Origin of the sequence: Haloechinothrix salitolerans (assembly GCF_042662605.1) — a bacterium.
In the GTDB taxonomy this organism is placed as follows: domain Bacteria; phylum Actinomycetota; class Actinomycetes; order Mycobacteriales; family Pseudonocardiaceae; genus Haloechinothrix_A; species Haloechinothrix_A salitolerans.
Map to the genome: position 1 here is coordinate 3,765,154 of NZ_JBHSXX010000001.1, position 25,538 is coordinate 3,790,691.

A 25,538-nucleotide genomic window follows, 5' to 3' on the forward strand; every position below is an offset into this window, starting at 1 on the left:
ACATGTCTCAGTGCGCGACGGCGGCGGCACCGTGCTCGTCGACGAGGGCGCCGGTGGTGAACCGTTCGAGCGAGAACGGCTCGTTGTACGGGTGCGGCTTGTCGTTGGCGATGGTGTGCGCGAAGCAGTCGCCGACACCGGGCGTTGCCTTGAACCCGCCGGTGCCCCACCCGCAGTTGAGATACAGCCCGTCGACGGGGGTGAGGCCGATGATCGGGGAGGCGTCCGGACTGACGTCGACAATGCCCGCCCAGGTACGCAACAGGTGGGCGCGCGCGAAGATCGGAAACAGCTCCAGCGCCGCGGACATCTGCCGCTCGATGATGTGGAACGAGCCGCGCTGGCCGTAGCCGTTGTAGCTGTCGATGCCCGCGCCCATCACGAGTTCGCCCTTGTGCGCCTGCGAGACGTAGACGTGCACGGCGTTCGACATCACGACCGTCGGGTGCACCGGCTCCAGCAGCTCGGACACCAGCGCCTGCAACGGATGCGACTGCACCGGCAGCTCGATCCCGGCCATCGCGGCCAGCTCGGACGAGTGCCCCGACGCGCACAGCGCTACCTTGCCCGCCGCGATCCGGCCGCGGGTGGTGTTCACCCCGGTGGCGCGGCCGTCGGTGGTCTCGATGCCGGTCACCTCGCAGTGCTGGATGAGGTCGACGCCGAGCCGGTCCGCCGCGCTGGCGTAGCCCCAGGCGACGTAGTCGTGCTTGGCGATACCCGCGCGGGGCTGGTAGGTCGCACCGAGCACGGGGTAGCGGACGTCGGGGGAGACGTTGATGATCGGGCAGACCTCTTTGACGGCGTCGGCGTCAAGCCAATCCGCGTCGATCCCGTTGAGCCGGTTGGCGTTGACGCGCCGCACGCTGTCGCGGACATCTTGGAGGCTGTGCGCGAGGTTCAACACGCCCCGCTGGTCGAACAGGATCGGGTAGTCCAGCTCGTCTTCCAGCCCCTCCCAGAGCTTGAGGGCGTGCTCGTAGATTCCCGAGCTTTCGTCCCAAAGGTAGTTGGACCGGATGATCGTCGTGTTGCGCGCCATGTTGCCACCCGCGAGCCAGCCCTTCTCCAGTACCGCGACGTTGGTGATCCCGTGCACGGCGGCGAGGTAGTAGGCGGTCGCGAGTCCGTGGCCGCCGCCACCGACGATGACGACGTCGTAGGGGGCCGCCGGGTCGGGGTTCCGCCAGAGGAACGAAGGGTGCTCCGGCAGGTCGGCGCCGGGCTGGGCGGGTGGTGTTGCAGAGGGCATCGCGGCACCCCATCCTTCTGCGGTCCGTTTGGTCAACTACTGATATATCAGTCTCTGCGCTACAGTAGGTCAGGTGAGAACCCAGGTCAACACCCAACTGTCCGACGGGATCGGCATCTCCCTTGCCGAGCAGGCCTATCGGGTCCTGCGGGATCGCCTGGTGATGCTCGACATCAAACCGGGCGAGCCCATCAACGAGGACCGGCTCAGCAGCGAGCTCGGCTGCGGCCGCACGCCGATCCGCGAGGCACTCAAGCGGCTGACGAGCGACCGCCTGGTCGCCGCGTTCCCCCGACGAGGCACGTTCGCCACCGACGTCAACATCGCGGATCTGGCCCACATCTCCGAGGTCAGACGCGCGTTGGAGCCCATGGCGGCGGCTGCCGCCGCTGAGCGGGCGACCGCCGAGGACCGCGCGACGCTGGCCGAGCTACGCGACAAGCTGGACGCGAGCAAGGGCGCTGAGGACAACGACGCGCTGCTGCGGATCGACCTCGACGTGCACCGGTCGATCTACCACTGCGTCTACAACCCGTTCCTCGAGGACACCCTCGTCGGCTACGACAACCTCGCGACGCGCATCTGGTGCGTGTTCGCGCCCCGGCTGTCCGGCATGGCCGGACACGTCGGCGAGCACGGCCCGCTGCTGACCGCGATCATCGACGGCGACGCCGAGAAGGCGGCGGACCTGGCGCTGCAACACGTCACCGGCTTCGAGACGGCCATCCGCGCGCTGATCTGAGCGTCAGGACCGGGCGTGCTCCCGGCAGGTCACCGGGAGCACGCCTCGCCCACACATCACACCTTGTCTGGGACGACGTCCTTGACGTCGGTGGCCGTGTCGTTCGGATTGGTCCAGCCCTCGTCGATCAGGTTTTGCGATACCTGCTCGGTGAGCTCTTCCCGCTGTAGCTTGCGCTGCAGGCGGAGCTGCGCCCGGCGCTCCGCGCCGAGCTCTCGCCAGGTAGCCACACACATCGCCAGCATGACGAAACTGAACGGCAGGGCGATCGTGATCGAGACCGTCTGCAGTGCGGTAAGCCCGCCAGCCAGCAGCAACGCGATCGCGACCAGCCCCTCAAGGACAGCCCAGAAAACCCGGCTCCACTTGGGCGGATCGACGTCACCGCCGGAGGCGAGCATGTCGACCACCAGCGAGCCGGAGTCCGATGAGGTCACGAAGAACAGCACGATCAGGATGACTGACCCCGCCACCAGTGCCGTTCCCGCTGGGAGCTCGCTGAGCAGTCCGAACAAGGCGCCGTTGGTGTCGACCTCGCCGTCAACGACGAGTCCGCCGCCGCCGAACAACTCGCGGTGCAGAGCGGTGCCACCGAACGCGGTGAACCAGAGGAACGTGACGACGCTGGGCACGACGAGCACGCCGGTCACGAACTCACGAACGGTCCTGCCCCGCGAGATGCGGGCGATGAACACGCCGACGAAGGGCGCCCAGGAGATCCACCAGCCCCAGTAGAACGCGGTCCAGCCCGCCTGCCAGTCCTGTCCCGCCGCGCCTTGCAGCGCTGTGGTGTCGAAGCTCGCCTGGATCAGGTTCTGCAGGTAGAGCCCGACGGACTGCACCGTCTCGGACAGGATGAACGCGGTCGGCCCCGCGACCAGCACGAACAGGAGGAGTCCGGCCACGAGCACCATGTTGATGTTCGACAGCCACTTGATGCCGCGTTTCACGCCGGTGACAACCGAGAACACGGCCAGCGCCGTGATGCCGCCGATCAGGATGATGTAGGTCCAGTTGCCAGGATCGGAAACGAGACCGAGGAAGCTCAGCCCGGACGAGATCTGCAGCACGCCGAGACCAAGCGAGGTGGCGACGCCGAACAGTGTGCCCACGATCGCGGCGATGTCGATGGCGTCACCGACCCAGCCGTTGACCCGGCTGCCGAGCAGGGGTTCCAGCACCCAGCGGATGGAGACCGGGCGGTTCTTGCGGTGGATCGCGTACGCGATCGCCAGCCCCGCCACCACATAGATCGCCCACGGATGCAGGCCCCAGTGCAGGAAGCTCTGCACAAGGGACTCCTGCGCGAGGTCGTCCGGCGCGCCGCCCACGCCGGGCTTCGGCGCGACGAAGTGGTTCAACGGCTCGGCGACGCCCCAGAACACCAGTCCGATGCCCATACCAGCGGCGAACAGCATCGCGAACCATGAGCTGCGCCGGAACTCCGGCTCCTCGTCGTCAGGGCCGAGCGTGATGTCGCCGGTGCGACCCAGCCCCACGGTCAGCGCGAACACGACGAACCCGGTCACGATGAGCGTGTAGTACCAGCCGAAGTTCCCGATGATCGAGTCCTGGATCGAACTGATCGCCGACGCCATCCAGCCAGGGGAGATGACCGTGACCGTGACGAAGGCGACCACAAGGGCCGCCGACGGCCAGAACACCCTCGGTGCGACCGAGCGCCGTGCGGCCGACGCCGTGGTGCGATCCGATGTGGTCATCGGCCAGCACCTCCTTCCGTCAGCACGCTTTGCACCCAGTCATGGAACGCCCCGATGTGGTGCTCCGAGGGGACGAGCACGCCGCCGTTGTCGTAGGCGCGCGAGGACATCGCCGGTTGGCACCGCTCGCAGGCGTCGAAGTCCTGCTGGTTCACGCGGTGGAACAGCTCGACCGAGTGGGACACGTCGCGCCCACTGGCCACGACGTCCTTCGCGTAGAGCCAGTCGCACTCGATGAGGGTGCGGTCCGCCGCGAGCGGGAACATCCGGTGAATGATGACGTGGTCCGGGACCAGGTTGATGAACACCTGCGGGCGCACCGTGATCGCGTAGTAGGCGCGGTCCTGCTCCTCGCTGACGCCGGACAGCCGCTCGAAGCCCTCGGAGCCGTCCACGGTGAAGCCGTCGACGTCCTCACCGAACGCCGCGCCGTGGCCGACGTAGTACTGCGCGGCGAAGCCATCGGCGAACTCCGGCAGCACCTCGGTCAGCTCAGGGTGGATGGTCGCGCAGTGGTAGCACTCCATGAAGTTCTCGATGACGAGCTTCCAGTTCGCCTTGACGTCGTAGGTGATCCGCCGCCCGAGCGTCAGCTCGTCGATGTCGTAATTCTCGATCGCCTCGACGTCGCCAAGCCGGTCGGTCACGTCGGACTGCACGGTGTCGACGAACGATGGCGGCTGCTCCGCGAGGCACAGCCAGGCGTAGCCGAGCCATTCCCGCAGGTGCACCGGCCGGAGACCGTACTCGGTGCGGTCGACGTCCGGCATCGACTGCAGGTTCGGCGCGGCGATCAGCTTCCCGTCGAGCCCGTACGTCCAGGCGTGGTACGGGCACTGGAAGGACCGCTTCACCGAGCCGGTCTCCTCGACGCAGAGCCGCGCGCCCCTGTGCCGGCAGATGTTGAGGAACGCCCGCAGCGACCCGTCGCGCGAGCGCGTGACGAGCACGCTCTCGCGTCCGATCTGGACGGTGCGGAAGTCGCCGGGGTTGGGCAGGTCCGCGGCGCGTACGGCGCAGAACCACATCGACTCGAAGATCTTGATCTGCTCGAGCTCAAAGATCGACGGGTCCACGTAGGTGTTGCCGGGCAAGGTTCTGATGAGACTGCCCGCGTGCCCATTACCGGTGTCGGCCTCGCTCTCGGTGGCCGTGTCGGCGCTGAAGGTGTCGGTCATTCGTTTCTCCGTGGGGGTGTCAGGAGCGAATCCGGGTCATGTCCGGGTCAAACAGGGGTTCGGCCGCGACGACCGCCGCCACCCGTTCGCCGAAGTACTCGATCTCCACCGGCGTGCCCGGCTCGGCCAGCTCGGCGGGCAGCCAGGCGTAGGCGATGTTTCTGCCGATGGTGTAGCCGCGGGCGGCGCTGGTGACGTAACCGACCGGCTTCCCGTGCGCGTAGACCGGCTCGGAGCCCATGACCACCTGGTAGTCGTCGGCGATGGTCAGGCAGGTCAGCTGGCGGGTGTTCGGGGTCTCCATCCGCTCTTCGAGCGCGTCGCGACCGAGGAAGTAGCCCTTGTCCATGCGGACCGCGAAGCCGACCCCCGCCTCGAACGGGTCATGCTCGGTGGTCATGTCGGCGCCCCAGGAGCGATAGCCCTTCTCCAGTCGCATGCTGTTGAACGCGCTGCGTCCGGCGGCGATGACGCCGTGCCGCTGGCCCGCCTCCCACAGCGTGTCCCACAGCTTCAGCCCCATGTCGGCGGTGGTGTAGAGCTCCCAGCCGAGTTCGCCCACATAGGACAGTCGCATCGCGGTGACGGGGACGTCGCCGATGTAGGCGTGCTTCGCTTTGAAGAAGCCGAGGGCCTTGTGGGAGAAGTCCTCCTTGGTCAGCGGTTGCAGCAGGTCGCGGGCCCGAGGACCCCACAGCCCGATGCAGCAGGTGCCCGCCGTGATGTCACGGACCTGCACGGTGCCGGTCGGCGGCAGGTGGCTGCGCAGCCACTCGAGATCGATGTTGCTGTTGGCGCCGATCTGGAACCGGTCCTCGGCGAGCCTGGCGACGGTGAGGTCGCTGCGCACGCCGCCGTCCTCACCGAGCAGCAGGGTGTAGACCACGGCCCCTGGCTTGCGGTTGAGCTGGTTGGTGGTCATGGTCTGCAGGAAGTTGAGCGCCTCCGGTCCGGTGACCTCCAGCCGCTTCAACGCCGTCATGTCGAACATCGCCACCCGCTCGCGCGCGACCAGCGCCTCCGCGCCCGCGATCGGCGACCAGAACCGCGACGCCCACTCGTTGCGCTCGGGGATGAGGTCGATCTCGGGCAAGTTCGCGTTGGTCTCGTACCAGTGCGGGCGCTCCCAGCCGGACGCCTCGAGGAAGTACGCCCCCAGCTCCGTCTGCCGGTCGTAGAACGGGCTGGTGCGCAGCGGGCGCGGTTTCTCGGCGGGCTGCAACGGGTGCAGCACGTCGTAGACCTCGTTGAAGCTCTGGCAGCTGCGTTGGTGCACGTAGCCGGGGGAGAGCTGGACCTGCTCGAAGCGGTTCAGGTCGCAGTTGTGCAGGTCGATGCCGGGCTGGCCCTCGATAAGCCATTCCGCCATCGCCTTCGCGACACCGGCGGAGTGGGTGATCCACACGGCTTCGGCTACCCAGAACCCGTCGAGGTCGGGGTGCTCGCCGAGCAGCGGGTTGCCGTCCGGGGTGAACGAGAACAGTCCGTTGATGCCCTCCTCGACCTTCGCCTCGGCGAGGCACGGCAGCAGGTCGACCGCGTCCTCCCACGACTGGTCGAAGTCCTCCTCGGTGAACGCCATCTCCGACGGCATGGTCGGCGCGACGTCGGGGTCGAGGATCTCGTCGACGCCGATCGGCATCGGCCGGTGTCCGTACGCGCCGATGCCGATACGGTCCACGTGCTCCCGGAAGTACAGGTCGGCGTCCTGGTGCCGCAGCAACGGCTTGCTCATCTCGTGCAGCTCATCGTTGACGCCGTCGAGGACCGGCAGCGGGCTGGTCTTGGCGTACTGGTGGGCCATCGGAACGAGCGGGATGGTGAGGTCCACCATCGCGCCGATCCTCGGACCCCACATGCCGACGCAAGACACCACGATGTCCGCGCGGAACTCACCCTGATCGGTCGTCACCGCGCGGACCTTGCCCGCATGGCGTTCGATGCCGGTGACCTTGTGGTGGGCGAGGAACCGCGCGCCCCGGTCGATGGCCTCGCGGGCCTGCGCCTCGGCCGCGCGCAGCGGCTTGGCCAGCCCGTCGCTGGGGTTGTAGAAGCCGCCGAGCACCTTGTCCGGGTCGAGCAGCGGGTGCAGCTTCGCGCACTCCTCCGGGCCGACCAGCGAGGTCTCGACGCCCCACGACGTCGCCCAGCCCTGCTTACGGTGCAGGTCGTCCCACCGCTCCCGCGATGTGGCGATCTCGAGCCCGCCAAGCTGCTGGAAGCACCACTTCCCGTCGAGGGTCATGTCGGTGTACTTCTCGACGGTGTAGGAGGCGAGCTGGGTCATCGTCTTGCAGCCCACGGTCTGATACACCAGACCAGGCGCGTGCGAGCTGGAACCGCCGGTGGCGAACAGCGGCCCCTGCTCAAGGACGGTGATATCGGTCCAGCCGCGTGCGCTGAGCTCGTCGGCCAGGGCACACCCGACGATGCCGGCGCCGATGATGACGACGCGAGGCTGTCTAGCCATGAAGGTACTCCTGGTGTGAGTCGTGGTTCGGGGTAACGGCGCCGGTCAGTGGCCCCGGCTGATCCAGTCGTCGAGGTTCGGGGCTTCCTCGCCGATCGTCGTGGTCGGTCCGTGTCCGGTGTGGACGGTCGTGTCGGCGGGCAGGGTGAACAGGCGGGTGCGGATAGACTCGATGATCGTTGGAAAGTCAGAGCCGGACCTGCCGGTCGCGCCTGGTCCGCCCTGGAACAGCGTGTCCCCGCCGAACACCGCCGCCAGCTCGGGTGCGTAGAGCGACACCGAGCCCCAGGTGTGTCCCGGGGTGGACAGCACCCGCAGCGTGGTGCCCGCGACGGTGATCTCGTCGCCGTCCGCGAGCCAGCCGTCGGGCTGCCGCTCCGGATAGACCGTGCTCCAGAACGCCTCGTCGTCCTGGTTGATCAGCACCGGGGCCGACGTCTTGGCCGCGACCTCACCCACCGCGTTGATGTGGTCGTTGTGGCCGTGGGTGCAGACCACGGCGGTCACCCTGCGGTCACCGACCGCGTTCAGCACGGCCGCCGCGTCGTGAGCTGGGTCGATGACGATCACCTCGGTGTCGTCGCCGATGAGCCAGACGTTGTTGTCGACGTCCCAACTGCCGCCGTCGAGGCGGAACGTGCCCGAGGTGACAACCCGCTCGATCCCGGCGCTCACAGTGTCACCACCGATCGCAGCACACTGCCGTCGTGCATCGCGTCGAAGGCCTCCTCGACGTCGTCCAGCCCGATGGTCTCGGTGACGAACGGCGACAGGTCGAGCCGCCCCTGGAGGTAGAGGTCGATCAGCATGGGGAAGTCCCTGCTCGGCAGACAGTCGCCGTACCAGGAGGACTTGATCGCGCCGCCCCTGGCGAAGACATCGATCAACGGCAGCTCGACGGTCAGGTCCGGCGTCGGGACGCCGACGAGCACCACGGTGCCCGCGAGGTCGCGCGCGTAGAAGGCCTGCTTGAACGTCTGCGGGATACCGACCGCGTCGATGACGACGTCGGCGCCGTTGCCGCCGGTGAGTTCGCGGATCGACTCGATCACGTCCGCGCTACCGGCGTTGACGACGTGGGTCGCGCCCATCGCCTGCGCCCACTCCAGCTTCTTCGGGTCGAGGTCGACCGCGATGATCGTGGTCGCGCCCGCGAGTCGCGCGCCGACGATAGCGGCGTCGCCGACGCCGCCGCAGCCGAGCACAGCCACGCTGTCGCCCCTGCCGACCTGCCCGGTGTTGATCGCGGCGCCGATGCCTGCCATCACGCCGCAGCCCAACAGCCCGGCTACTTCAGCGGGAGCCCTGGGGTCCACCTTCGTGCACTGTCCGCTGTGGACTAGCGTCTTCTCGGCGAACGCACCGATGCCGAGCGCTGGGCTCAGCGGCGTTCCGTCGGCCAGCGTCATCGGCTGCGCCGCGTTGTGTGTCTCGAAGCAGTACCACGGCTCGCCACGACGGCACGCGCGGCAGGTCCAGCACACCGCGCGCCAGTTCAGGACGACGAAGTCACCGGGGGATAGGTCGTTCACGCCCTCACCGACCGCCTCCACCACACCGGCGGCCTCGTGCCCGAGCAGGAACGGGAACTCGTCGTTGATGCCGCCTTCGCGGTAGTGCAGGTCGGTATGGCAGACGCCGCAGGCCTTCACCTCGACCAGCGCCTCACCAGGGCCGGGGTCGGGCACTGTAATGGTCTCGACCGAGACCTTGGCGCCGGCCACGCCCGCGACCACGCCTTGGACTGTGTGTGCCACGTGAATGATTCCTTTCTCGGGAGCTAGAGCGCGGCGTAAAGCGGGTGCTTCGCCGCGAGTGCCTCACAGCGGGACCGCAGTCCCGCCAGGTCGGGTTCCGGCCGCAACGCGGCGGCGATGACGTCAGCGACTTCCGCGAAGTCAGCCGCGTCGAACCCGCGCGCGGCCAGCGCGGGAGTGCCGATGCGGAGACCCGAGGTGACCATCGGCGGCCTCGGGTCGTTCGGCACCGCGTTGCGGTTCACCGTGATGCCGACGCCGTGCAGTCGCTGCTCGGCCTGTCGTCCATCCAGTTCAGACTGGGCGAGGTCGACGAGCACGAGGTGCACGTCGGTGCCGCCGGTGAGCACCCTGACGCCGTCCGCGGCGCAGTCGGCCGACGACAGCCGCTCGGCGATGACGCGGGCACCATCGAGCACCCGGCGTTGCCGCTCAGCGAAGTCGTCGCTGGCAGCGAGCTTGAACGCGACCGCCTTCGCCGCGATCACGTGCTCAAGCGGCCCGCCCTGCTGGCCGGGGAAGACCGCCGAGTTGACCCGCTTCGCCAGCTCGGCGTCGTTGGTCAACACCACGCCGCCACGCGGCCCGCCAAGCGTCTTGTGCGTCGTCGTGGTGACCAGGTCGGCGTGCGGTACGGGGTTCGGGTGCAGGCCAGCGGCGACCAGCCCGGCGAAGTGGGCCATGTCCACCAGCAGGTAGGCGCCCACATCGTCGGCGATGCGGCGGAACGCCGCGAAGTCGAGCTGGCGCGGGTAGGCCGACCAGCCCGCGATGACGACCTTTGGTCGCCGCTCGTGCGCGAGGCGTTCGACCTCGGCCATGTCGATTCGGCCGGTGTTCGCGTCGACGTGATAGGCGGCGACGTCGTAGAGGCGGCCGGAGAAGTTGATCCGCATTCCGTGCGTCAGGTGGCCGCCGTGGGCGAGGTCGAGCCCGAGGATAGTGTCGCCGGGGTCAAGCACGGCCGACATCGCGGCGGCGTTGGCCTGCGCGCCGGAGTGCGGCTGCACGTTGGCGTAGGCCGCCCCGAACAGCGCCGTGACTCGGTCGATCGCCAGCCTCTCGACGACGTCGACGTGCTCACAACCGCCGTAGTAGCGCCGCCCCGGGTAGCCCTCGGCGTACTTGTTCGTGAGCACCGAACCCTGCGCTTGCAGCACGGCCACCGGCGCGAAGTTCTCGGAGGCGATCATCTCCAGGGTGGACCGCTGCCGGCGCAGCTCGTCGTCGATGGCGGCCGAAATCTCGGGATCGACGTCATCGAGGTGCTGCTCCAAGCAGGCAGCATGGACCGAGGTCGAGGACACGGGACTCCTTTCGGAGGGACGAAGTTGCGCATTACGCATCGCGGATCGCGATACGCAACGCGTATGCGCCTAATGTGGAGCCCGTCACTGACGCTGTCAAGAGGTGAACTGAAGATGTACGCGGAATGGCCGCAGCGGGCGATGTCGGCGGCGTGTCCAGTCCGGACTGGACAGACAAAACGGGCGAGCCGCGAGGTGTCGCGGTCCGCCCGTTCGTGCCGAAGGATGGCCTTCGGTATCGCATATGCACCGAAGGTCATCCTTCGGCTCCGGGATCGCTGCTACCGCATGTAGCCGAGCTGCCCGGAGAGCTCGGATGCCGCACTCCGGAGCTCGCGGGCGATCTGCCGGATTCGCTTGCGGGAAAGCCGATAGGCGGGCCCGGACGCACTGATGGCGGCCACGACGTTGCCGGTTGGCCCAAGCACCTCGACGGCGACCGCGTGCAGCCCCGGCTCAAGCTCCTCGAAACACGTGGCGTAGCCGTCCTCGGCCACGCGTTTGAGCACGGTCCGCAGTTCGTCCGGCTCGACGATGGTGTTCGGCGTGTAGGCGGTGAGGTCGCCCGCGAGCACATTCTCCTGGTCCTGCTCAGCCATCGACGCGAGCAGAACCTTGCCGCTGGACGTCGCGTGTAGCGGGGTGCGCTGACCGGTCCAGTTCTGTGCCGCCACCGCGGATGTGCCCCGTGCCTGGCTGACGTTGATCGCGACCAGGCCGTCGAGCACCGCGATGTTGACCGTCTCGCCCAGTTTCTCGGCGAGCGATTCGCACAGCGGCGTGCCCAGTCGGGCGAGATCGATCTGACCGGTCACCGCGCCAGCGAAGCGCAGCATGCCGATGCCGATGGTGAACCGGCCTCGTTCGCCGTGCTGCTCGACGAGGTCTCTCGCCTGCAGCGTGTAGACCAACCGCGAGGCGGTTGACTTATGTACGCCCAGCTCATCGGCAATCTCGCTGATTCCGGCCTCGCCCTCGCGCAGCAGCAGTTCGAGGATCTCGATCGCGCGGTCGACCGACTGCACTGTGACGGGCTCATTACTTCCAGATGAGTTTGCCATTACGCAACTGTAAGCGCTAAACGCAACTATCGGAAGATTGCCCCTGGTTGCTCCTTGACGCGCGGGGGTGGGTTGGGCACTATCACTGGCAGCACGCTGTTGCGCATTACACACAAAGTTTCTTAGTAAGCAACTGGAGGGTTCCGATGATTCCAGCCTGCTCCGTGACGGACCTGCCTCCGGGTGAGTCGGTTCGCATCCAGGCGGACGTCCCCATCGCCGTGTTCAATGCCGACGGCGACCTCTATGCCATTGATGACACCTGCAGCCACCAGGACGCCTCGCTCTCGGACGGCTGGCTGGAAGGTTGCTTCGTGGAATGCCCGCTGCACGCGGCACTGTTCGACCTGCGCACCGGCATGCCGAGCTGCCTGCCAGCGAAGAAGCCCGTCCGGACCCACATGGTGCTTGTCCACGACGGCTATATCTACGTCGACACCAGCGCGCACGAGCGCGTGCCGGAACACACCGCCGAGCCCGTGCGGGCGAGCGAGGCTGTCGCATGAGGACAGTGACCGTCGTCGGCGCGTCCTTAGCCGGCCTGAACTCGGTGCAGCAGCTGCGCCACCAGGGCTTCGACGGGCGTATCGTCGTGGTGGGCGACGAGCCGTACCGGCCCTACGACCGCCCTCCGCTGTCCAAGGCGTTCCTCGCGGGCCGGGCGCGCGTCGACGACCTGTGGCTGTGCGACGCCAGCGAGCAGGACGAGCTGGAGGCGGAGTGGCTGTTGGGTGTCCGCGCCGAGCAGCTCGACCCCGCCGCGGGCCGGGTGCGGCTGTCGAACGAGACCGAGATCGACACCGATGGCGTCGTGATCGCCACCGGAGGCCGTGCCAGCCGGGTTCCCGGAACCGAGGACATGCGAGGCGTGCACACGGTGCGCACCATCGAGGACGCGATCGCGTTGCGCGCGGACCTGACCAATGGCGTGGAGAACGTGGTCGTGGTCGGCGCGGGCTGGATCGGTGCCGAGATCGCGTCCACATGTCACGAGCTTGGGCTCAGCGTGACGTTGCTCGAAGCCAGCGAGGTGCCGCTGTCGCGCACGCTCGGCGACGCGATGGGATCGGTATTCGCCGCGCTGCACACCGATCACGGCGTGAGATTGCGCTGCGGTGAACGAGTCGGCGGGTTCACCCATGTCAATGACGGGAACGGACGGCGGGTGACCGGGGTCTGGCTGGCCGACGGAACACAGCTGCCGGCCGACGTCGTCGTAATGGGTGTCGGGATACGACCGGCGGCCGACTGGCTTGCCGGGTCGGGCATCACCGTCAGCGATGGGGTGGTGTGTGACCCCGGCTGCGTCACTGAGCTGCCGTCGGTGGTCGCCGTTGGCGATGTCGCGCGGTACCGCACCACGAACGGCGGCACGGTGCGCCACGAGCACTGGACCAACGCGGCCGAACAGTCGGCGACGGCGATCCGCAACCTGCTCGCGGGTGCCACGATCGAGCACTACCGACCGTCTGGCTACGTCTGGTCGGACCAGTACGGGGTTCGACTACAGGTCGCGGGCGAGCTGGCCCAGCCCGACGAGGTCGAGGTGATCGACGGATCACCCAGCGACCGCAGATTCGTCGTCGCCTACCGGCAAGGCGGTGAGACCGTCGGCGTGCTCGCCATGAACAATCCCAAGCTATTCACCCGGATGCGCAAGCAGCTGGCGAAACGCGTCACGTCCGCGTGACGGGTACGTCGGAGGTGTCAGTCCCTTCGGACCGACCCAGCGTACGCCGATGCGGTGGTCGGATACGCCCGCGGTCGAAGCCATGTGACGATTCCGTCGCGCTGACCGTACCCCGGCAGCGCGCACGGACTAGCATCGTTGGATGGCACAACGAGTAGGTCAGCCGGGCGAAGCGGAGGACCAGTTACGCCGAATCGAACACATCACCGATACGGCACTCGCGCATGTCGACCTGGAGGACCTACTGGGCGAGCTGCTCGAACGGGTACGTGACCTGCTCGATGCGGACTCGGCCGTGATCCTGATGCACGACGCTGACGCTGGTGTCATGGTGCCCACAGCGGCGCGTGGGCTCCAGTACGACGTACGGGAGGCCGCCCGTGTGCCCGTCGGAAGCGGGTTCGCGGGCTCGGTTGCCGCCCTGAAGCGCCCGCTCGTGCTCGACCGGGTCGACGAGACGACCGTAGTCAACCCGATGTTGTGGCAGCAGGGGTTGAACTCGCTCCTGGGTGTTCCGATGCTGGCCGAAGGGCATGTCGTCGGGGTGCTGCACGTGGGCTCCGTGGCGCGACGCCCGTTTACCGAGGACGACATTCGCTTGCTGCAAGTCGCTGCCGACAGGATCGCGCTGGCGACGCAGGCCACGACGAACCGCACCGAGCGCACCGCGGCGGCGGCCCTTCAGCGCAGCCTCATGCCGTCGAAACTGCCGGAGGTGCCTGGTCTCGCGCTCGCCGCCCGGTACGTGCCGGGCGGCGGCGCGAGCATCGGGGGTGATTGGTATGACGTGTTCACGCTGCCGTCGGGGCGCCTTGGACTGGTGATCGGCGATGTCGTTGGGCATGGCCTACACGCGGCGGTGATCATGGGGAGGATGCGCAGCGCGGTTCGCGCGTACGCGCTGGAGACCGAGGAGCCCGCCGTGGTCATCGAGAAGCTCGATCGCAAGATGAAGCACTTCGAGCCCGGTGCCATGGCCACCGTCGCCTACGCGATCGTCGACCCGTCGACCCACCAGATCGAGGTGTCGCTCGCCGGGCATCCGCCGCCGGTCCACGCGCTGCCCGGGCATCCCGCCGCGTTGCTCGACATGCCCACCGACCTGCCGATCGGTGTCACGCTCCCGGCGAAGAGCCGCCGGACAACGCGAGTCGACCTCGGGGCCGACGGCGTGCTGTGCTGCTACACCGACGGGCTCGTCGAGCGCAGCGGCGCGCCGATCGACGACGGGCTGGACCGACTGTGCGGCGCCATCAACGTCGGGACACCGGCCGAAGACGTGTGCGGCACCATCATGAAAGAACTCGTCGCAGGAAAAGTCCCGACTGACGACGTTGCCCTTGTCGTACTATGCGGCAGCGGTTCGTTCAATTCGTCCCGAGTCGAATGAGATCGGCCGATACGGACCAATGCGGCCGAACAGTCGGTGCCCGCGATGCCAGGACCAGAGGCGCGGGTGACGGTCAGGGCACGAGGACCATGCCGACGCCGAGCACGGCGAGGTCGGCCTTGTGGAACGCGCGAAGCCGGAACGTGATGCGCTGACCGACGCCGGTCATCGCGCCCTCGCGCACGTTGGACACGTCGCCGGGTGAGCCGAAATGGTCTCCGCCCGCCGCGCGCCACGGGGTGAGGGCGCCATCGACGCGCACGATGTCAATCGCGGCCGCGTTGTCACGGTCGAAGTCGCTGAAAGAGTCGATCACCGTGATCTGACACCACGCATAGAAGGTGCGCCGGTAACCGAGGTTGACGGTGGCGGTCTCGCCGCCAGCACCGCTGGCCGACGCCAGGTTGACCGTGAATGCTTGCATGACGCGCTCCGGTTCATTCGGCCGATGATGCTTCGACCTCGATGGTTTGACGGAGGTGAGGATCGACAACGAGCCGGTAGCCCCTGCGGGGACGAGGATGGTCCGCTACTTCGAGAACGGCGACGTCGATGTCGGGATTCTCCGGCATCGCGGCGGCGAGCACCTCCTCGTCGGTAAGTGTTGCTGTGTCCTGCGTACCGGCGATGACCTCGCTGTGTATTCCGATGACCGCACCATCACGGGTGTCGTAAAGCACGTAGAACGGCATCAGTCGACTCCTTCATCGAGGACAAGCACCAGCGCGTATCCACCGACCTCGAGATCGGCGACATGCCCGGCGACGAGCCGGAACATGACCGTGCGCCCGTAACCGGTATACGCCGACTGGTGCGGGTTCGCGGGCGAGCTCGGCGAACCGAAGTGGTCGCCGCCTGCCGCTCGCCACCCGGTGCGCGTGCCGTCGACCTCGAACACGTCGACGAAGCACATGTTGTCGCGGTCCAGGTCGATCTTGGCGTCCAGCACGGTGATGATGCCCCAGGCGAGGAAGTTTCGTGGACGTCCTAGATCGATGGTGACGGTGTCGGTGCCCCCGGTTACGCTGACCGCCCACAGCGGGTAGGCGATGAACTGCCCGTCGCGACGCACCACGGGTGCGTAGAGACTCTTCACGCCTCGGATATCGACTTCTTTCGGCGTGTCCCAGCTGTCGTGGTAGTAGGCGTACATCGTTGAGTTCTTGACCGATGAGTGCCGCAAGCCGATCGCGTGCCCGATCTCGTGGGCCGCTGTGGCTTCGATACTGAGATCGCTCCAGTCCTCGTGGTCGTCGAACTCGATGAGGCCGTTGGTGGGGAAGAACCCGCGTGCGTAGGTGTTGTAGTCCTTCGACCCACCCTTATCGAACGGGTAGTCATCCTCCGACGGGGCGCGGAAGTCGAACTCCAGGTGCGACGGTGTGCCGGTGGTGCGGGTGAAGCTCAACGGGCTGACATCAGCCCACGCCTGCATCGCCGACCGGATCTCCGACCACTCGTTGGTGACATCGGACGTCCCGTCGAGCTGCCGGTAGGTCAGCGTGACGTCGTCCCAGTGGTTGTCGCTGAAGACGATGGGGTCCTCCTCCGACGTCCCACCTGGCCCGGACACCGCTTCGCCGAATCCGCTTGCGACGACGCGATTCTCCGGCTGTGTATCGTCGTCGGTGGTGATGTCGGGGACGGCACAACGCGGCAGGTGCATCAGACGCAGCGCGTCTATGGTCAGCGCTCCGTTGGCGCGGAGGCTGAAGGCGCGTTGGAAGCGCACCAGCGCACCCGCCACATGGCTACAGATCTCGGAATGCCGGCAGTCGCAGCCTTCCCGCAGGTAACCGAAGTGGCGCAGGAACGTTCGCACCGACGCGACGAACGGATGGCTTTCGCCGGGCCGCAGCAGCTCTTCGGACTGTCCGGTCCTCTCGACGGGGATAAGTGGGGGCCGCAGCGTGATGTGTTCCTGCCTGCCGCGGACCGCGATCATCGTGGCGTAGGGCCGGTGACTCTCGATGCGGACGATCGCCAGATGGTCACCGAGTGGGACATCGGTCAGAGTGTGCTCCGCCCCGGTCAGCGACCAGCGGCGTTCGAGATCGCGAGCGGGCGTCTTCGCCGCGCGGTGGACGTGCAGCAACGTAAGCTCGACCGGGCAGGAGGCGAGCCACCGTCCGGCGTCGGTGACCTCGACCGAGACCTCGACCGTCGCCGTGGCGCGTCGGCGGGGTGCTGTTTGCCGCCTATCGGGTACCCGCCGCTGCTCGCCCTCGTCCCAATCCACCCGTCCCGTCCGCGCGGTGTCGCCCGGTGGGTTGATATCGAGGCGCATGCGCCTCACCTGGCCTGCCGCAGACATCTGGGACCCTTCGACGTCGTCGCAGCACGGTGCTGTCGGTCCAATACTTAGCGTGAACCTGGCTAAGTGATTCGGTCAATGAGACGCAAGTAGTTGTCACCGGTATGGACCAGCCATGACGTGAACTCACTCGGCGCGCCGGATCATCGGCAGGCTGGATCGGGTGAGCAGCTAGTTGGGCACGGGCTCCATCAGGGCCGACGTCATCAGCGGCAGGATCTCGGTGACGAGCCGGTCGGCGGGTCCGCTGCCGCCCTCGAAGAGACCGCGCTCGATAGCGGCGTCATACAGCGAGATGACGACCAGCGCCGCGTCCCTCGGCTGGACCAGTAGTCGCATGCCGATGCGGTCGAGCATGTTCGTCAGCACGTTCGCTAGATCGTCGAGCAGGCGTTGCTGCACCCGTTCGGTCTGCGCGCGTAGCTCTGGCTGACGCAGGGCTTGCGCCCGGAACTCGGCGTTGAGCAGGTACCAGTTCTCGTCGACGGCCAGCTGGTCCGTGAACGGCATGCTCGCCCGCACGACGGCGTTGAGCACACTGTCTGGTCGTTCGGGGCCGAACGTGGCCAGCGCCTCGTTCACGGACTGCTCGAGCTGCTCGAGTCGGAGCTGGACCTGCTCCTCGAGGATCGCGAGGAAGAGGTCCTCCTTACTGTCGAAGTTCGAGTAGAACGCGCCGCGGGTGAATCCGGCACGGTCGCAGATCAGCTCCACCGGCGTGTCGCGAATGCCGTGCTCGATGAACACTTCCAGGGCGGCCTGGAGGAGGCGTCGCCGGGTCACCGCACGTCGCCGGGTCGCTGGTTGCTGGCTCTTGGTGTCGTCCGTCATCGCGGCCTCAGCTTGTCACACAGGTCGTTCGCCGAGTGATTCGGTACACAGTGTATTGAATACACGATGTATCGCGATACAGACTGTATCGACTTCGTCATCAGGGATCGACAAGGAGCCGAGACGTGTCGTCGTTCCTCTACCGGCTCGGCCGGTCGGCCGCCAGGCACAGAGCGCTCGTACTGCTCATCTGGATCGTGCTGCTCACGGGCGCTGGTGGCGGTGCCACGCTGTTCAACCACGGCACGGACGACAGCTTTGAGATACCCGGCTCCGAGTCCCAGCAGGCACTCGACTACCTGGACCGGGTTTTTCCCGAGGTGAGCGGGACGTCGGCGCAGCTGGTCGTGGTCGTTCCTGAGGGAGAGCGCGTCGAGACTCCCGCGATCACGTCGGCGACCGCCGACGCGGTCACCGAGCTCGAACGTCTCGACCAGGTCGTCATGGTGCTCAACCCGTTCAGCGACGACGTCACCGGCGCACTGTCGACCGACAACCGCGCCGCCATGGTCTCCGTGCTGCTCGAGGTAGACCTGCTCAACGTCTCGGAGGAGACCAAGGCGGGTATCACCACGATCGCCGAGGAATACGAACGCGCGATCGGTGGCGACGCAGACGTGTACGCGGGTGGCGACGCGCTCTCCGAGCGGGTGCCCGAGCTCAGCGTCGTGGAGGCCGCTGGTCTCGTCATCGCGTTGGTCGTGCTGCTCGTGGTGTTCCGATCGTTCCTGGCCGCGGGTATGCCGTTGCTGACCGCGGTCATCGGGGTCGGCGTCTCGATCGGCCTGATCATGCTCGCGACGATCATGGTTCCGATCTCCTCTACGGCGCCCATGCTCGCGGTGATGCTCGGGCTCGCCGTCGGCATTGACTATGCGCTGTTCTTGCTCGCACGGCACCGAGATCAGCTCACCGACGGAATCGGCGTCGAGGAGTCGATCGCGCGGGCGACGGCCACAGCGGGATCCGCGGTGATCTTCGCCGGGCTGACCGTGGTGATCGCGCTGCTCGGGCTTGCCGTTGCCGGCATCCCGTTCCTGACCACCATGGGTGTCGCCGCCGCGGCCGCGGTGGCGGTCGCCGTCATCATCGCGGTCACGCTGATTCCCGCTTTGCTCGCGTTCGCGGGGGACCGGATACGGCCCAAGCGCCGGCGCCGCGCTGGTCGTGAACATGCCGGACTCAGCAGGCGCTGGATTCGGTTCGTCACCCGCGTCCCGGCACTGACTGTCGTGATTGTCGTGGCCGGGCTGGCGGTAGTCGCCATTCCCGCTACCGATCTGCGGCTCGCACTGCCCGACAACGGAACCGAACCACAGGGCAACCCTGCCCGCGACACCTACGACGTAATCACCGAGCGGTTCGGACCCGGTTACAACGGCCCGCTACTCGTGACCGTCGACGTGCTCGCCAGCAACGATCCTGTCGGTGTCACGAACGAGATCGCCGACGAGATCAGGGACATCGATGGTGTGGCGCTGGTGCCGGTGGCCACACCCAACCGCAAGGGTGAGGTGTCGGTGATCCAGGTCGTGCCCACGACGGCACCGGACTCACCGGGGACCGAGGAGCTGGTCGCCACGCTCCGTGCCAAAGCACCACACTTCCTCGAAACCTACGGAACGGCCACGGCCGTCACCGGGATCACCGCGGCAGGCATCGACGTCTCGGCGCAGCTCGGTGACGCGCTCGTCCCGTTCGGCATCCTCGTCATCGGGCTGTCGCTGGTGCTGCTGGCGATGGTGTTCCGCTCGATCTGGGTTCCGATCAAGGCAACCGCGGGATACCTGCTGTCGGTCGGCGCGGCGTTCGGCGCCACATCGTTCGTGTTCCAGCAAGGCCATTTCGCCGACGCCCTTGACATCACCCGTACCGGCAGCGTGATCAGCTTCCTGCCGATCATCCTGATGGGAGTGCTGTTCGGGCTCGCTATGGACTACGAGGTGTTCCTAGTTTCCCGGATCCGGGAGGACTACGTGCACGGCGGGGACCCGCATCGCGCTATCGAGACCGGGTTCGTCGCGACATCCCGGGTGGTCGTCGCGGCGGCGCTGATCATGTTCGCCGTGTTCGCGGCGTTCGTGCCCGAAGGCAGTTCGACGATCAAACCAATCGCCTTCAGCCTCGCCGTCGGCGTGTTCGTCGACGCGTTCCTCGTGCGCATGACACTGGTACCCGCGATCCTCGCGATGCTCGGTCACCGGGCATGGGGGTTGTCGCCCAAGCTCGACCGCAAACTGCCGGTCTTCGACGCGGAAGGCGACGCTCTGATGCGGGAGCTGCGGCTGGCTGACTGGCCATCGCCGGACTCCGCCGAGGCCGTCAGTGCGGCGAACCTGACGCTGACCGACGACCGGGACCGCACCGTGTACCGGGATGTGGAGATTCACCTGCGAACCGGCGAGACGCTCGTGCTGCACGGCCCTGGAACCGTCGGCAAGAGTGCCTTGCTGTTCAGCATCGCCGGGCGCGTGCCGCGACTGCAGGGTGACCTGAAGGTGCTCGGCCACGTCCTGCCGCAGCACACACACGCGCTGCGAAGTCAGGTCGCGGTCATCTCCTGCATGGAAAGCACCAGCCCCGCAAGGGAAGTCGCCACCGCGGTGGACGATGGGATCGAGCTGATCCTTCTCGATGATGCCGACCTCGTGCCGCACCCCGAGCAACGCGCCGAGCTGCGCCGACTGATCGACCACGCGACCCGCACCGAGCGCGCGACAGTCGTGCTCACCTGCCAGGACCCAATTCGGATACAAGACCTGCTCCCACGGTCTGGCGTGACCACTCTTGCCCTGACAACACAATCACTCGAGGCCAGCTCATGTTGAAGCCGTTCGCCAACACCGCCCGTGCCACCGCGTCCGGACCACTGACGTGGCGGACCTGGACAGGGCTCGTCGTTGTCCCCGCGCTCATCGTCGCCTTGCTCAGCTGGGCGTACTGGTCGCCGCAGGCCGACCACGGGACCGCGACGGCCGCGGTTGTCAACCTCGACGAGCCGGTCACCGTCGACGATCAGTTGGTCCCGCTGGGCAGGGAACTGGCCGCGAACCTCACCCACCGCGCGGACTCCGCGTACCGGTGGGTGCTCACCAGCGCGGACGACGCGGAAGCCGGACTCGCCGACGGCTCCTACACCGCTGCCGTGACGATCCCGGAGAACTTCTCGGCGCGCGCGACGTCGGTCGCCACCGCCGAACCACTCGAGGCGACCCAGGCCGAGGTCACGGTTCGTACCTCGGCGGCAGCCGGCGTGATCGACCCGGAGGTCAGCAGGCAAGTCGCCGAAGCCACCCAGCGGACGCTGAACAAGCAGGTGGTCGAGACCTACCTTGGCAACATCTACATCGCGTTCGGCACGATCCACGACAAGATCGCCGAAGCGGCCGACGGCGCGGGTGAACTGGCCGATGGTGCCGGTGAGCTCTTCGCGGGCACGCGGGAGCTGGCCGATGGTGCGGACAAGCTCGCCATAGGTGCCGACGAACTCTCCACAGGGGCCGACGAGTTGGACGAGGGGGCCCACGAGCTCTCGGCGGGTGCGGCGGAGCTCGCGGACGGCACGGCGCGGCTCGCCGATGGCTCGGCCGAGCTGGCGGACGGGCTGACCCAGGCTGAGCGCGACACCGCCCGGCTGCCCGAGCTCACCCGACGGCTCGCCGAAGGCGCCCGGCAGGTCGCCAACGGCAACGAACAGATCGCCGATGTCGTGGTGCCGCTGGCGAATCGGATCATCACGGCCATTGACGCCCTTCCGGCGGCCTCATCGGCCGCCGCGGAGTTCCAGCGACTGGCCGACGAGTGCGAACCCGATGGTGAGACCGGGATCTGTGATCGGCTCCGCGACGCGGCTGCCCGGTTCACGGCCGAAGCCGAGAAGATCGACTCCGTGCGGGAGTCCGTCCGGCAGTCGGTGGTCGAGACCAGGGACTCGGTCACCGCGCTCGCCGAAGGCGCCCGCAAGGTCGCCGACGGCAACGCCAGGCTCGCGGACTCCGCCGGTGAGCTCGCGGCGGGTATCGCCGACGCGGCGGAAGGCGCTCGCAGGCTGGACGACGGCGTACGGCGAACCAACGACGGTGCACACGAGCTAGCTGATGGAGCGAGCAGACTCGCCGAGGGCACCGGTGAACTCAGTAGCGGCGCCAGCGAACTCAGCGGCGGCGCCGGCGAGCTCCGTGACGGTACGGGCAAGGTTCGCGACGGCGCCGGCGAGCTCCACGACGGAGCCGAAGAGCTGGCGACCGGCCTCGCCAGCGGCAAGGACGAGATCCCCACCTACACCGACGACGAGCGAGACCACCTGAAAACGGTCGCGGCGACGCCGATGACCGCCGACGGGTCCGGGATCGACATCGGCCGGTCGGCCATCGCGTTGTTCGTGGCGCTGGCGCTGTGGGCAGGGGCGCTCGCGACGTATCTGATCACTCGCGCCGTGCCCTCTGCGGTGCTCACCTCACGCGAGCCGACCTGGCGGATCATCGCCCGTGCCGCGATGCCCGGCGCGACAGCGGCGGTACTGGCGGTACTGGGGCTGAGCCTCGTCCTCGCACCGTTCCTCGACCTTGGGCTCGGCCAATGGCTTGCGTTCCTCGGCGTGACATTGCTGGCCGCGCTCGCGTTCGTCGCGCTCAACCAGGCGGCGACGGCCATCTTCAAGCGGCCGGGACGGCTGGCGTCACTGGCGGTGCTTGTGCTGACCGCCGCCACCGGTGTCGTATCGACCATCCCCGGCCCGCTGTACGCGATCTCCGGTGTGTTGCCGACACACGGTGCCGTACTCGCGCTGCGCGCGATCGTGACCGAGGCCGGCGGCGCGACCACCGGTGTCATCCAACTTGCCGTTTGGCTTGCTATCGGTGCTCTCGCCACCATCGTCGTCACCGATCGACGCCGGTTCCTGACCGGCAAGCAGCTGCGCAGCGGATCGTTCCTGCCCGCGGCCACGTAGTCTGATCGGCGCGTCGCCCGAGTTCTCACGGGATCGGATCCCAGCGACCACTCCTGAGCCGGACCCCCTATCGGCGGCGGGTGAGACGGGGGCCTTCCCCGATGTGCGCCCTGAAGCGGCGAGCCACGGTTGCGGAAAGTAAGCCGTCAGGTAGCGCGAAGGGAGAGCATGATGACACGCGACCAGTTTCCCCAGACTGGCAGGGACACTCCGTACCCGCCGGATGACCCCGACACCGAGCGGCCGGACGGCCCCTTACCGGTACCGGACGGCGGACCCGACCGGCCGCCGCCACCGGATCCCCCGCCGCCGCCGGTATCCGATCAGACCGGACAGCCGGAGCACGGCAGCACCGAGCCGAACCTCGACGACGCTTTCGCTGGTTTCGAATTCGGCGCTGGCGCTGACCTGGATGAAACCAAGCACGACACCGTCGCGGTGCCAGGTGTTACCGGGGATGCGGAACCGGAGCACGCGATCGCGGAACCGGAGCACGCGATCGTCGATGTGACCGACGCCGAGCCGGAGCACGCGATCGCGTCGACGTCCGACGACTTCACTCACGCGATATTCGAGCATGTCACGAACGGTCTCGACGCGGTGGAGGACGGGCATTCACTGAGCGACTTCGACATGGACGGCTAACGCCACCGATCCGTGGATGGTGCTGCCCGATCCGCCGGCCGATGTACCACCGCTTGACTCGTTCAGCGTCCTCTATGGACTCTCGACCGCGTGGAACTCCGCCATGGACGACGTGACGCGGCAAGCCGAGCGGCTGGTGGCGGAGCGGTCGGGCGGCAAGCGGTACGACGTGAACGTGCAGCTGGCACCGACAGGGGTGGCGAGTACGTTGGACCCGCACCGTGGTGCCCAGCTCGGAGCGAGTGTCACTGGTCTACAGCATCGCTTCGCGACGGTGGAAAACAGCGCTAGTGACGGGTCGCGGGCGCGCGGAGGAGGGGATGCTGAGCGTCCCTGCTTGGCCCGGCGAAGTGGGTGTGTGATGACAGACGACCGCGCGTTCCTTTCGCTCGCACTAGGACTTCGTCACTCACTGCCTGACCTACGACGTTTCGCGGTGTGAGTCGAACGCACACCGAGTCTTGACATCAGGTAGAACTTGTTTCAGTCTCAAGGTTCGGGTTGTTGCCTGCGCCTTGTCGCGAACAGTTGCCGCGGCCACGGCGAATGGTGAGACGGGAGCTGGGTGCCGATGGCTGGAGAGCTGAATCGGCGCTCTGTCCTGCGTGGTGCCGTGGCCCTTGGTGGCGCGGTGGCGGGTGGGCCGATTCTGTGGCAGCGGCCCGGCGACACCGCGATGCGGCCTAGCGGCATTCACCTGACCTACGGTGCCGACCCGCGGCGGGAAATGGTGGTGTCGTGGAGCACCGCCGAGTCGGTGGCCACGCCGAGGCTGCTACTCGGCGACACGCAAGGCGGGTTGAGCGAGGTAGTCGATGCCGAGTCGAAACCAGCGCCTGGTGTCGATGCGGTGCAGCACCACGCGCGGTTGTCGAATCTCGATCCTGGCAAGACGTATTTCTACCGTGCGGCCCACGACGGCGGTAGTAGTGACGAGCTGACGTTTACCACAGTGGGAAACGAGCGTCGGCCGGTACGGTTCACCGCGTTCGGGGATCAGGGCACCTACCAGAACCGGATGGCACCGGTCGTCAACACCGTCGCGAGCTTCGACCCGGACCTGCACCTGCATGTCGGCGACCTGTCGTATGCCTCAGACACGGGCGGAATCCGTGCGTTCGAAGCCCTGTGGGCCGATGACGAGCGGCGCTACAACCCGTCAGCATGGGACGCCTGGCTTGCCGGGTTGCAGCCTTTCGCGTCGCGGGTCCCGTGGATGCCGGTGCTGGGCAACCACGAGATGGAGGTCGACGGCACAGAGTTGGGCTACGCGTCCTACTTCGCGCGTTTCGTGCCGCCGGACAACGGCGCAGGCGGACCGCGGGGAGCGACGTGGTCGCTGCGGATCGGCAATGTCGCATTCATCGCACCGGACAGCAATGACGCCAGCGCCGAGCTGCCCCGAAACCGGGACTACCTCGGCGGCGCTCAGGAAAGCTGGCTCGAAGCGACCCTGGCCGACTACCGGTCACGCCCGGACGTGGACTGGATCGTGGTGGGTTTTCACCATTGCCCGTACTGTTCGTCGAGCCGCCATAGCTCCGATGGTGGCGTGCGTGACCGCTGGACCCCGCTGTTCGACCGCTACCAGGTCGATCTCGTCATCAATGGCCACAACCACCTCTATGAGCGCACTCACCCGATCCGGCAAGGCAACCCCACTACGGAGGCCCCGATCGGCGCGACAATCGACCCGGGACAGGCAGGCACGACCTATATCGTGTCCGGACTATCCGAGGAGGATGAACGACTACCGGACATCGCGACGGCGCCCGTCGCCGGGGTCACCCACTACACCGGTACCGATTTCGGACTTCGGGTTCCTGAGGTCGTCACGTGGTCCGCGGTCAAAGACGAACTCTCGCCCATCGTGATCTGCGCCGAGGCATCCCCGCCCGATAGTGGCGGCACAACCACCTTGACCATCCGTTCGGTTGACGCGGGCGATCGACGCGTCGTCGATGAGCTCACTCTCCTCCGTTCGCATATGCCGAGCGCGCGGCACTCTCGTGACGGGAAGGAACCATCGTGACGACGCTACTGTCCATCGGCCGATGTTGCGCGATGCTGCTGGCGCTGCATGTCCTCCTCGCTGCCACACCCGCCAGCGGCACGCCGCAGGATCGGTCTGATCCGGACTGGACTGTCAGCGGCCCGATCGAGGGCGGTGTGTTCGACCGGCCACAGACCGACTGCCTGTTGACTGAACTAGGTGGGGCATATCCCCAG

General features: G+C 67.4%; 20 protein-coding genes. 8 read left to right on the top strand and 12 right to left on the bottom strand.

What is annotated here, in order from left to right:
- Positions 1–7: 7 nt before the first annotated feature.
- Positions 8–1,252, bottom strand: a complete 1,245-nt coding sequence (locus tag ACFQGD_RS17845) for a sarcosine oxidase subunit beta family protein (protein WP_345392882.1) — start codon at positions 1,250–1,252, stop codon at positions 8–10.
- Positions 1,253–1,325: 73 nt separating this feature from the next.
- Here ACFQGD_RS17845 and ACFQGD_RS17850 point away from each other — a divergent pair, with 73 nt between their 5' ends.
- On the top strand, positions 1,326–1,994 hold the full coding sequence (locus ACFQGD_RS17850) for a GntR family transcriptional regulator (RefSeq protein ID WP_345392879.1): 669 nt from the start codon (positions 1,326–1,328) through the stop codon (positions 1,992–1,994).
- Positions 1,995–2,050: 56 nt separating this feature from the next.
- On the opposite strand, the gene ACFQGD_RS17855 is transcribed toward ACFQGD_RS17850, so the two are convergent.
- The 7 genes from ACFQGD_RS17855 to ACFQGD_RS17885 form a co-directional block, all read right to left on the bottom strand.
- A complete protein-coding gene (locus tag ACFQGD_RS17855) occupies positions 2,051–3,715 on the bottom strand; it encodes a BCCT family transporter (RefSeq protein ID WP_345392876.1) in 1,665 nt (554 codons plus the stop codon).
- On the bottom strand, positions 3,712–4,893 hold the full coding sequence (locus ACFQGD_RS17860; protein ID WP_345392873.1) for an aromatic ring-hydroxylating oxygenase subunit alpha: 1,182 nt from the start codon (positions 4,891–4,893) through the stop codon (positions 3,712–3,714). Before ACFQGD_RS17860 ends, ACFQGD_RS17855 begins: the two co-directional genes overlap by 4 nt.
- A gap of 19 nt (positions 4,894–4,912) precedes the next feature.
- A complete protein-coding gene (locus ACFQGD_RS17865; RefSeq protein ID WP_345392870.1) occupies positions 4,913–7,363 on the bottom strand; it encodes a GcvT family protein in 2,451 nt (816 codons plus the stop codon).
- A 45-nt stretch (positions 7,364–7,408) separates the two neighbouring features.
- Positions 7,409–8,038, bottom strand: coding sequence for an MBL fold metallo-hydrolase (locus tag ACFQGD_RS17870; RefSeq protein WP_345392867.1), 630 nt, complete (start codon positions 8,036–8,038; stop codon positions 7,409–7,411).
- Positions 8,035–9,120, bottom strand: coding sequence for an S-(hydroxymethyl)mycothiol dehydrogenase (locus ACFQGD_RS17875; protein ID WP_345392864.1), 1,086 nt, complete (start codon positions 9,118–9,120; stop codon positions 8,035–8,037). Before ACFQGD_RS17875 ends, ACFQGD_RS17870 begins: the two co-directional genes overlap by 4 nt.
- 23 nt (positions 9,121–9,143) lie before the next feature.
- Positions 9,144–10,427, bottom strand: a complete 1,284-nt coding sequence (gene glyA, locus ACFQGD_RS17880) for a serine hydroxymethyltransferase (protein ID WP_345392861.1) — start codon at positions 10,425–10,427, stop codon at positions 9,144–9,146.
- Between the two features lie 281 nt (positions 10,428–10,708).
- A complete protein-coding gene (locus ACFQGD_RS17885; protein ID WP_345392858.1) occupies positions 10,709–11,488 on the bottom strand; it encodes an IclR family transcriptional regulator in 780 nt (259 codons plus the stop codon).
- A 146-nt stretch (positions 11,489–11,634) separates the two neighbouring features.
- On the opposite strand from ACFQGD_RS17885, the gene ACFQGD_RS17890 reads away from it, so the two are divergent.
- From ACFQGD_RS17890 to ACFQGD_RS17900, 3 genes are all read left to right on the top strand, one after another.
- Positions 11,635–11,994, top strand: a complete 360-nt coding sequence (locus ACFQGD_RS17890) for a bifunctional 3-phenylpropionate/cinnamic acid dioxygenase ferredoxin subunit (RefSeq protein WP_345392855.1) — start codon at positions 11,635–11,637, stop codon at positions 11,992–11,994.
- On the top strand, positions 11,991–13,178 hold the full coding sequence (locus tag ACFQGD_RS17895; RefSeq protein ID WP_345392852.1) for an NAD(P)/FAD-dependent oxidoreductase: 1,188 nt from the start codon (positions 11,991–11,993) through the stop codon (positions 13,176–13,178). The genes ACFQGD_RS17890 and ACFQGD_RS17895 overlap by 4 nt, the downstream gene beginning before the upstream one ends.
- 142 nt (positions 13,179–13,320) lie before the next feature.
- Complete coding sequence (locus tag ACFQGD_RS17900) at positions 13,321–14,568, top strand: PP2C family protein-serine/threonine phosphatase (RefSeq protein WP_345392849.1); 1,248 nt, start codon at positions 13,321–13,323, stop codon at positions 14,566–14,568.
- Positions 14,569–14,641: 73 nt separating this feature from the next.
- Here ACFQGD_RS17900 and ACFQGD_RS17905 read toward each other — a convergent pair whose 3' ends face one another.
- The 4 genes from ACFQGD_RS17905 to ACFQGD_RS17920 all read right to left on the bottom strand — a co-directional run bounded on the left by ACFQGD_RS17905 (position 14,642) and on the right by ACFQGD_RS17920 (position 17,713).
- Positions 14,642–14,992: a hypothetical protein gene (locus ACFQGD_RS17905; RefSeq protein ID WP_345392846.1), complete on the bottom strand. Its 351-nt coding sequence runs from the start codon at positions 14,990–14,992 to the stop codon at positions 14,642–14,644.
- Between the two features lie 13 nt (positions 14,993–15,005).
- Entirely contained in the window at positions 15,006–15,260 is a 255-nt protein-coding gene (locus tag ACFQGD_RS17910) for a hypothetical protein (RefSeq protein WP_345392843.1), read from the bottom strand.
- Complete coding sequence (locus ACFQGD_RS17915; protein WP_345392835.1) at positions 15,260–16,855, bottom strand: matrixin family metalloprotease; 1,596 nt, start codon at positions 16,853–16,855, stop codon at positions 15,260–15,262. The genes ACFQGD_RS17910 and ACFQGD_RS17915 overlap by 1 nt, the downstream gene beginning before the upstream one ends.
- 198 nt (positions 16,856–17,053) lie before the next feature.
- Positions 17,054–17,713: a TetR/AcrR family transcriptional regulator gene (locus tag ACFQGD_RS17920; RefSeq protein WP_345392832.1), complete on the bottom strand. Its 660-nt coding sequence runs from the start codon at positions 17,711–17,713 to the stop codon at positions 17,054–17,056.
- Positions 17,714–17,838: 125 nt separating this feature from the next.
- On the opposite strand from ACFQGD_RS17920, the gene ACFQGD_RS17925 reads away from it, so the two are divergent.
- The 4 genes from ACFQGD_RS17925 to ACFQGD_RS17940 all read left to right on the top strand — a co-directional run bounded on the left by ACFQGD_RS17925 (position 17,839) and on the right by ACFQGD_RS17940 (position 25,341).
- The gene (locus tag ACFQGD_RS17925; RefSeq protein WP_345392829.1) at positions 17,839–20,541 is read left to right on the top strand and encodes an MMPL family transporter; all 2,703 of its coding nucleotides are present in this window, start codon (positions 17,839–17,841) and stop codon (positions 20,539–20,541) included.
- Complete coding sequence (locus tag ACFQGD_RS17930) at positions 20,535–22,664, top strand: YhgE/Pip domain-containing protein (protein WP_345392827.1); 2,130 nt, start codon at positions 20,535–20,537, stop codon at positions 22,662–22,664. Before ACFQGD_RS17925 ends, ACFQGD_RS17930 begins: the two co-directional genes overlap by 7 nt.
- Before the next feature lie 171 nt (positions 22,665–22,835).
- Positions 22,836–23,309 (top strand): hypothetical protein, encoded by a 474-nt coding sequence (locus ACFQGD_RS17935; RefSeq protein ID WP_345392824.1) that lies wholly within the window; start codon positions 22,836–22,838, stop codon positions 23,307–23,309.
- A gap of 571 nt (positions 23,310–23,880) precedes the next feature.
- Positions 23,881–25,341, top strand: coding sequence for a purple acid phosphatase family protein (locus tag ACFQGD_RS17940; RefSeq protein ID WP_345392821.1), 1,461 nt, complete (start codon positions 23,881–23,883; stop codon positions 25,339–25,341).
- Positions 25,342–25,538: the final 197 nt, after the last annotated feature.

Coding starts and splice junctions, on each gene's coding strand:
- ACFQGD_RS17855 (WP_345392876.1), bottom strand. CDS start 3,715: ATGACCACATCGGATCGCACCACGGCGTCGGCCGCACGGCGCTCGGTC.
- ACFQGD_RS17930 (WP_345392827.1), top strand. CDS start 20,535: ATGTTGAAGCCGTTCGCCAACACCGCCCGTGCCACCGCGTCCGGACCA.
- ACFQGD_RS17905 (WP_345392846.1), bottom strand. CDS start 14,992: ATGCAAGCATTCACGGTCAACCTGGCGTCGGCCAGCGGTGCTGGCGGC.
- ACFQGD_RS17940 (WP_345392821.1), top strand. CDS start 23,881: ATGGCTGGAGAGCTGAATCGGCGCTCTGTCCTGCGTGGTGCCGTGGCC.
- ACFQGD_RS17900 (WP_345392849.1), top strand. CDS start 13,321: ATGGCACAACGAGTAGGTCAGCCGGGCGAAGCGGAGGACCAGTTACGC.
- ACFQGD_RS17895 (WP_345392852.1), top strand. CDS start 11,991: ATGAGGACAGTGACCGTCGTCGGCGCGTCCTTAGCCGGCCTGAACTCG.
- ACFQGD_RS17935 (WP_345392824.1), top strand. CDS start 22,836: ATGACACGCGACCAGTTTCCCCAGACTGGCAGGGACACTCCGTACCCG.
- ACFQGD_RS17920 (WP_345392832.1), bottom strand. CDS start 17,713: ATGACGGACGACACCAAGAGCCAGCAACCAGCGACCCGGCGACGTGCG.
- ACFQGD_RS17860 (WP_345392873.1), bottom strand. CDS start 4,893: ATGACCGACACCTTCAGCGCCGACACGGCCACCGAGAGCGAGGCCGAC.
- ACFQGD_RS17890 (WP_345392855.1), top strand. CDS start 11,635: ATGATTCCAGCCTGCTCCGTGACGGACCTGCCTCCGGGTGAGTCGGTT.
- ACFQGD_RS17885 (WP_345392858.1), bottom strand. CDS start 11,488: ATGGCAAACTCATCTGGAAGTAATGAGCCCGTCACAGTGCAGTCGGTC.
- ACFQGD_RS17865 (WP_345392870.1), bottom strand. CDS start 7,363: ATGGCTAGACAGCCTCGCGTCGTCATCATCGGCGCCGGCATCGTCGGG.
- ACFQGD_RS17910 (WP_345392843.1), bottom strand. CDS start 15,260: ATGCCGTTCTACGTGCTTTACGACACCCGTGATGGTGCGGTCATCGGA.
- ACFQGD_RS17845 (WP_345392882.1), bottom strand. CDS start 1,252: ATGCCCTCTGCAACACCACCCGCCCAGCCCGGCGCCGACCTGCCGGAG.
- ACFQGD_RS17915 (WP_345392835.1), bottom strand. CDS start 16,855: ATGCGCCTCGATATCAACCCACCGGGCGACACCGCGCGGACGGGACGG.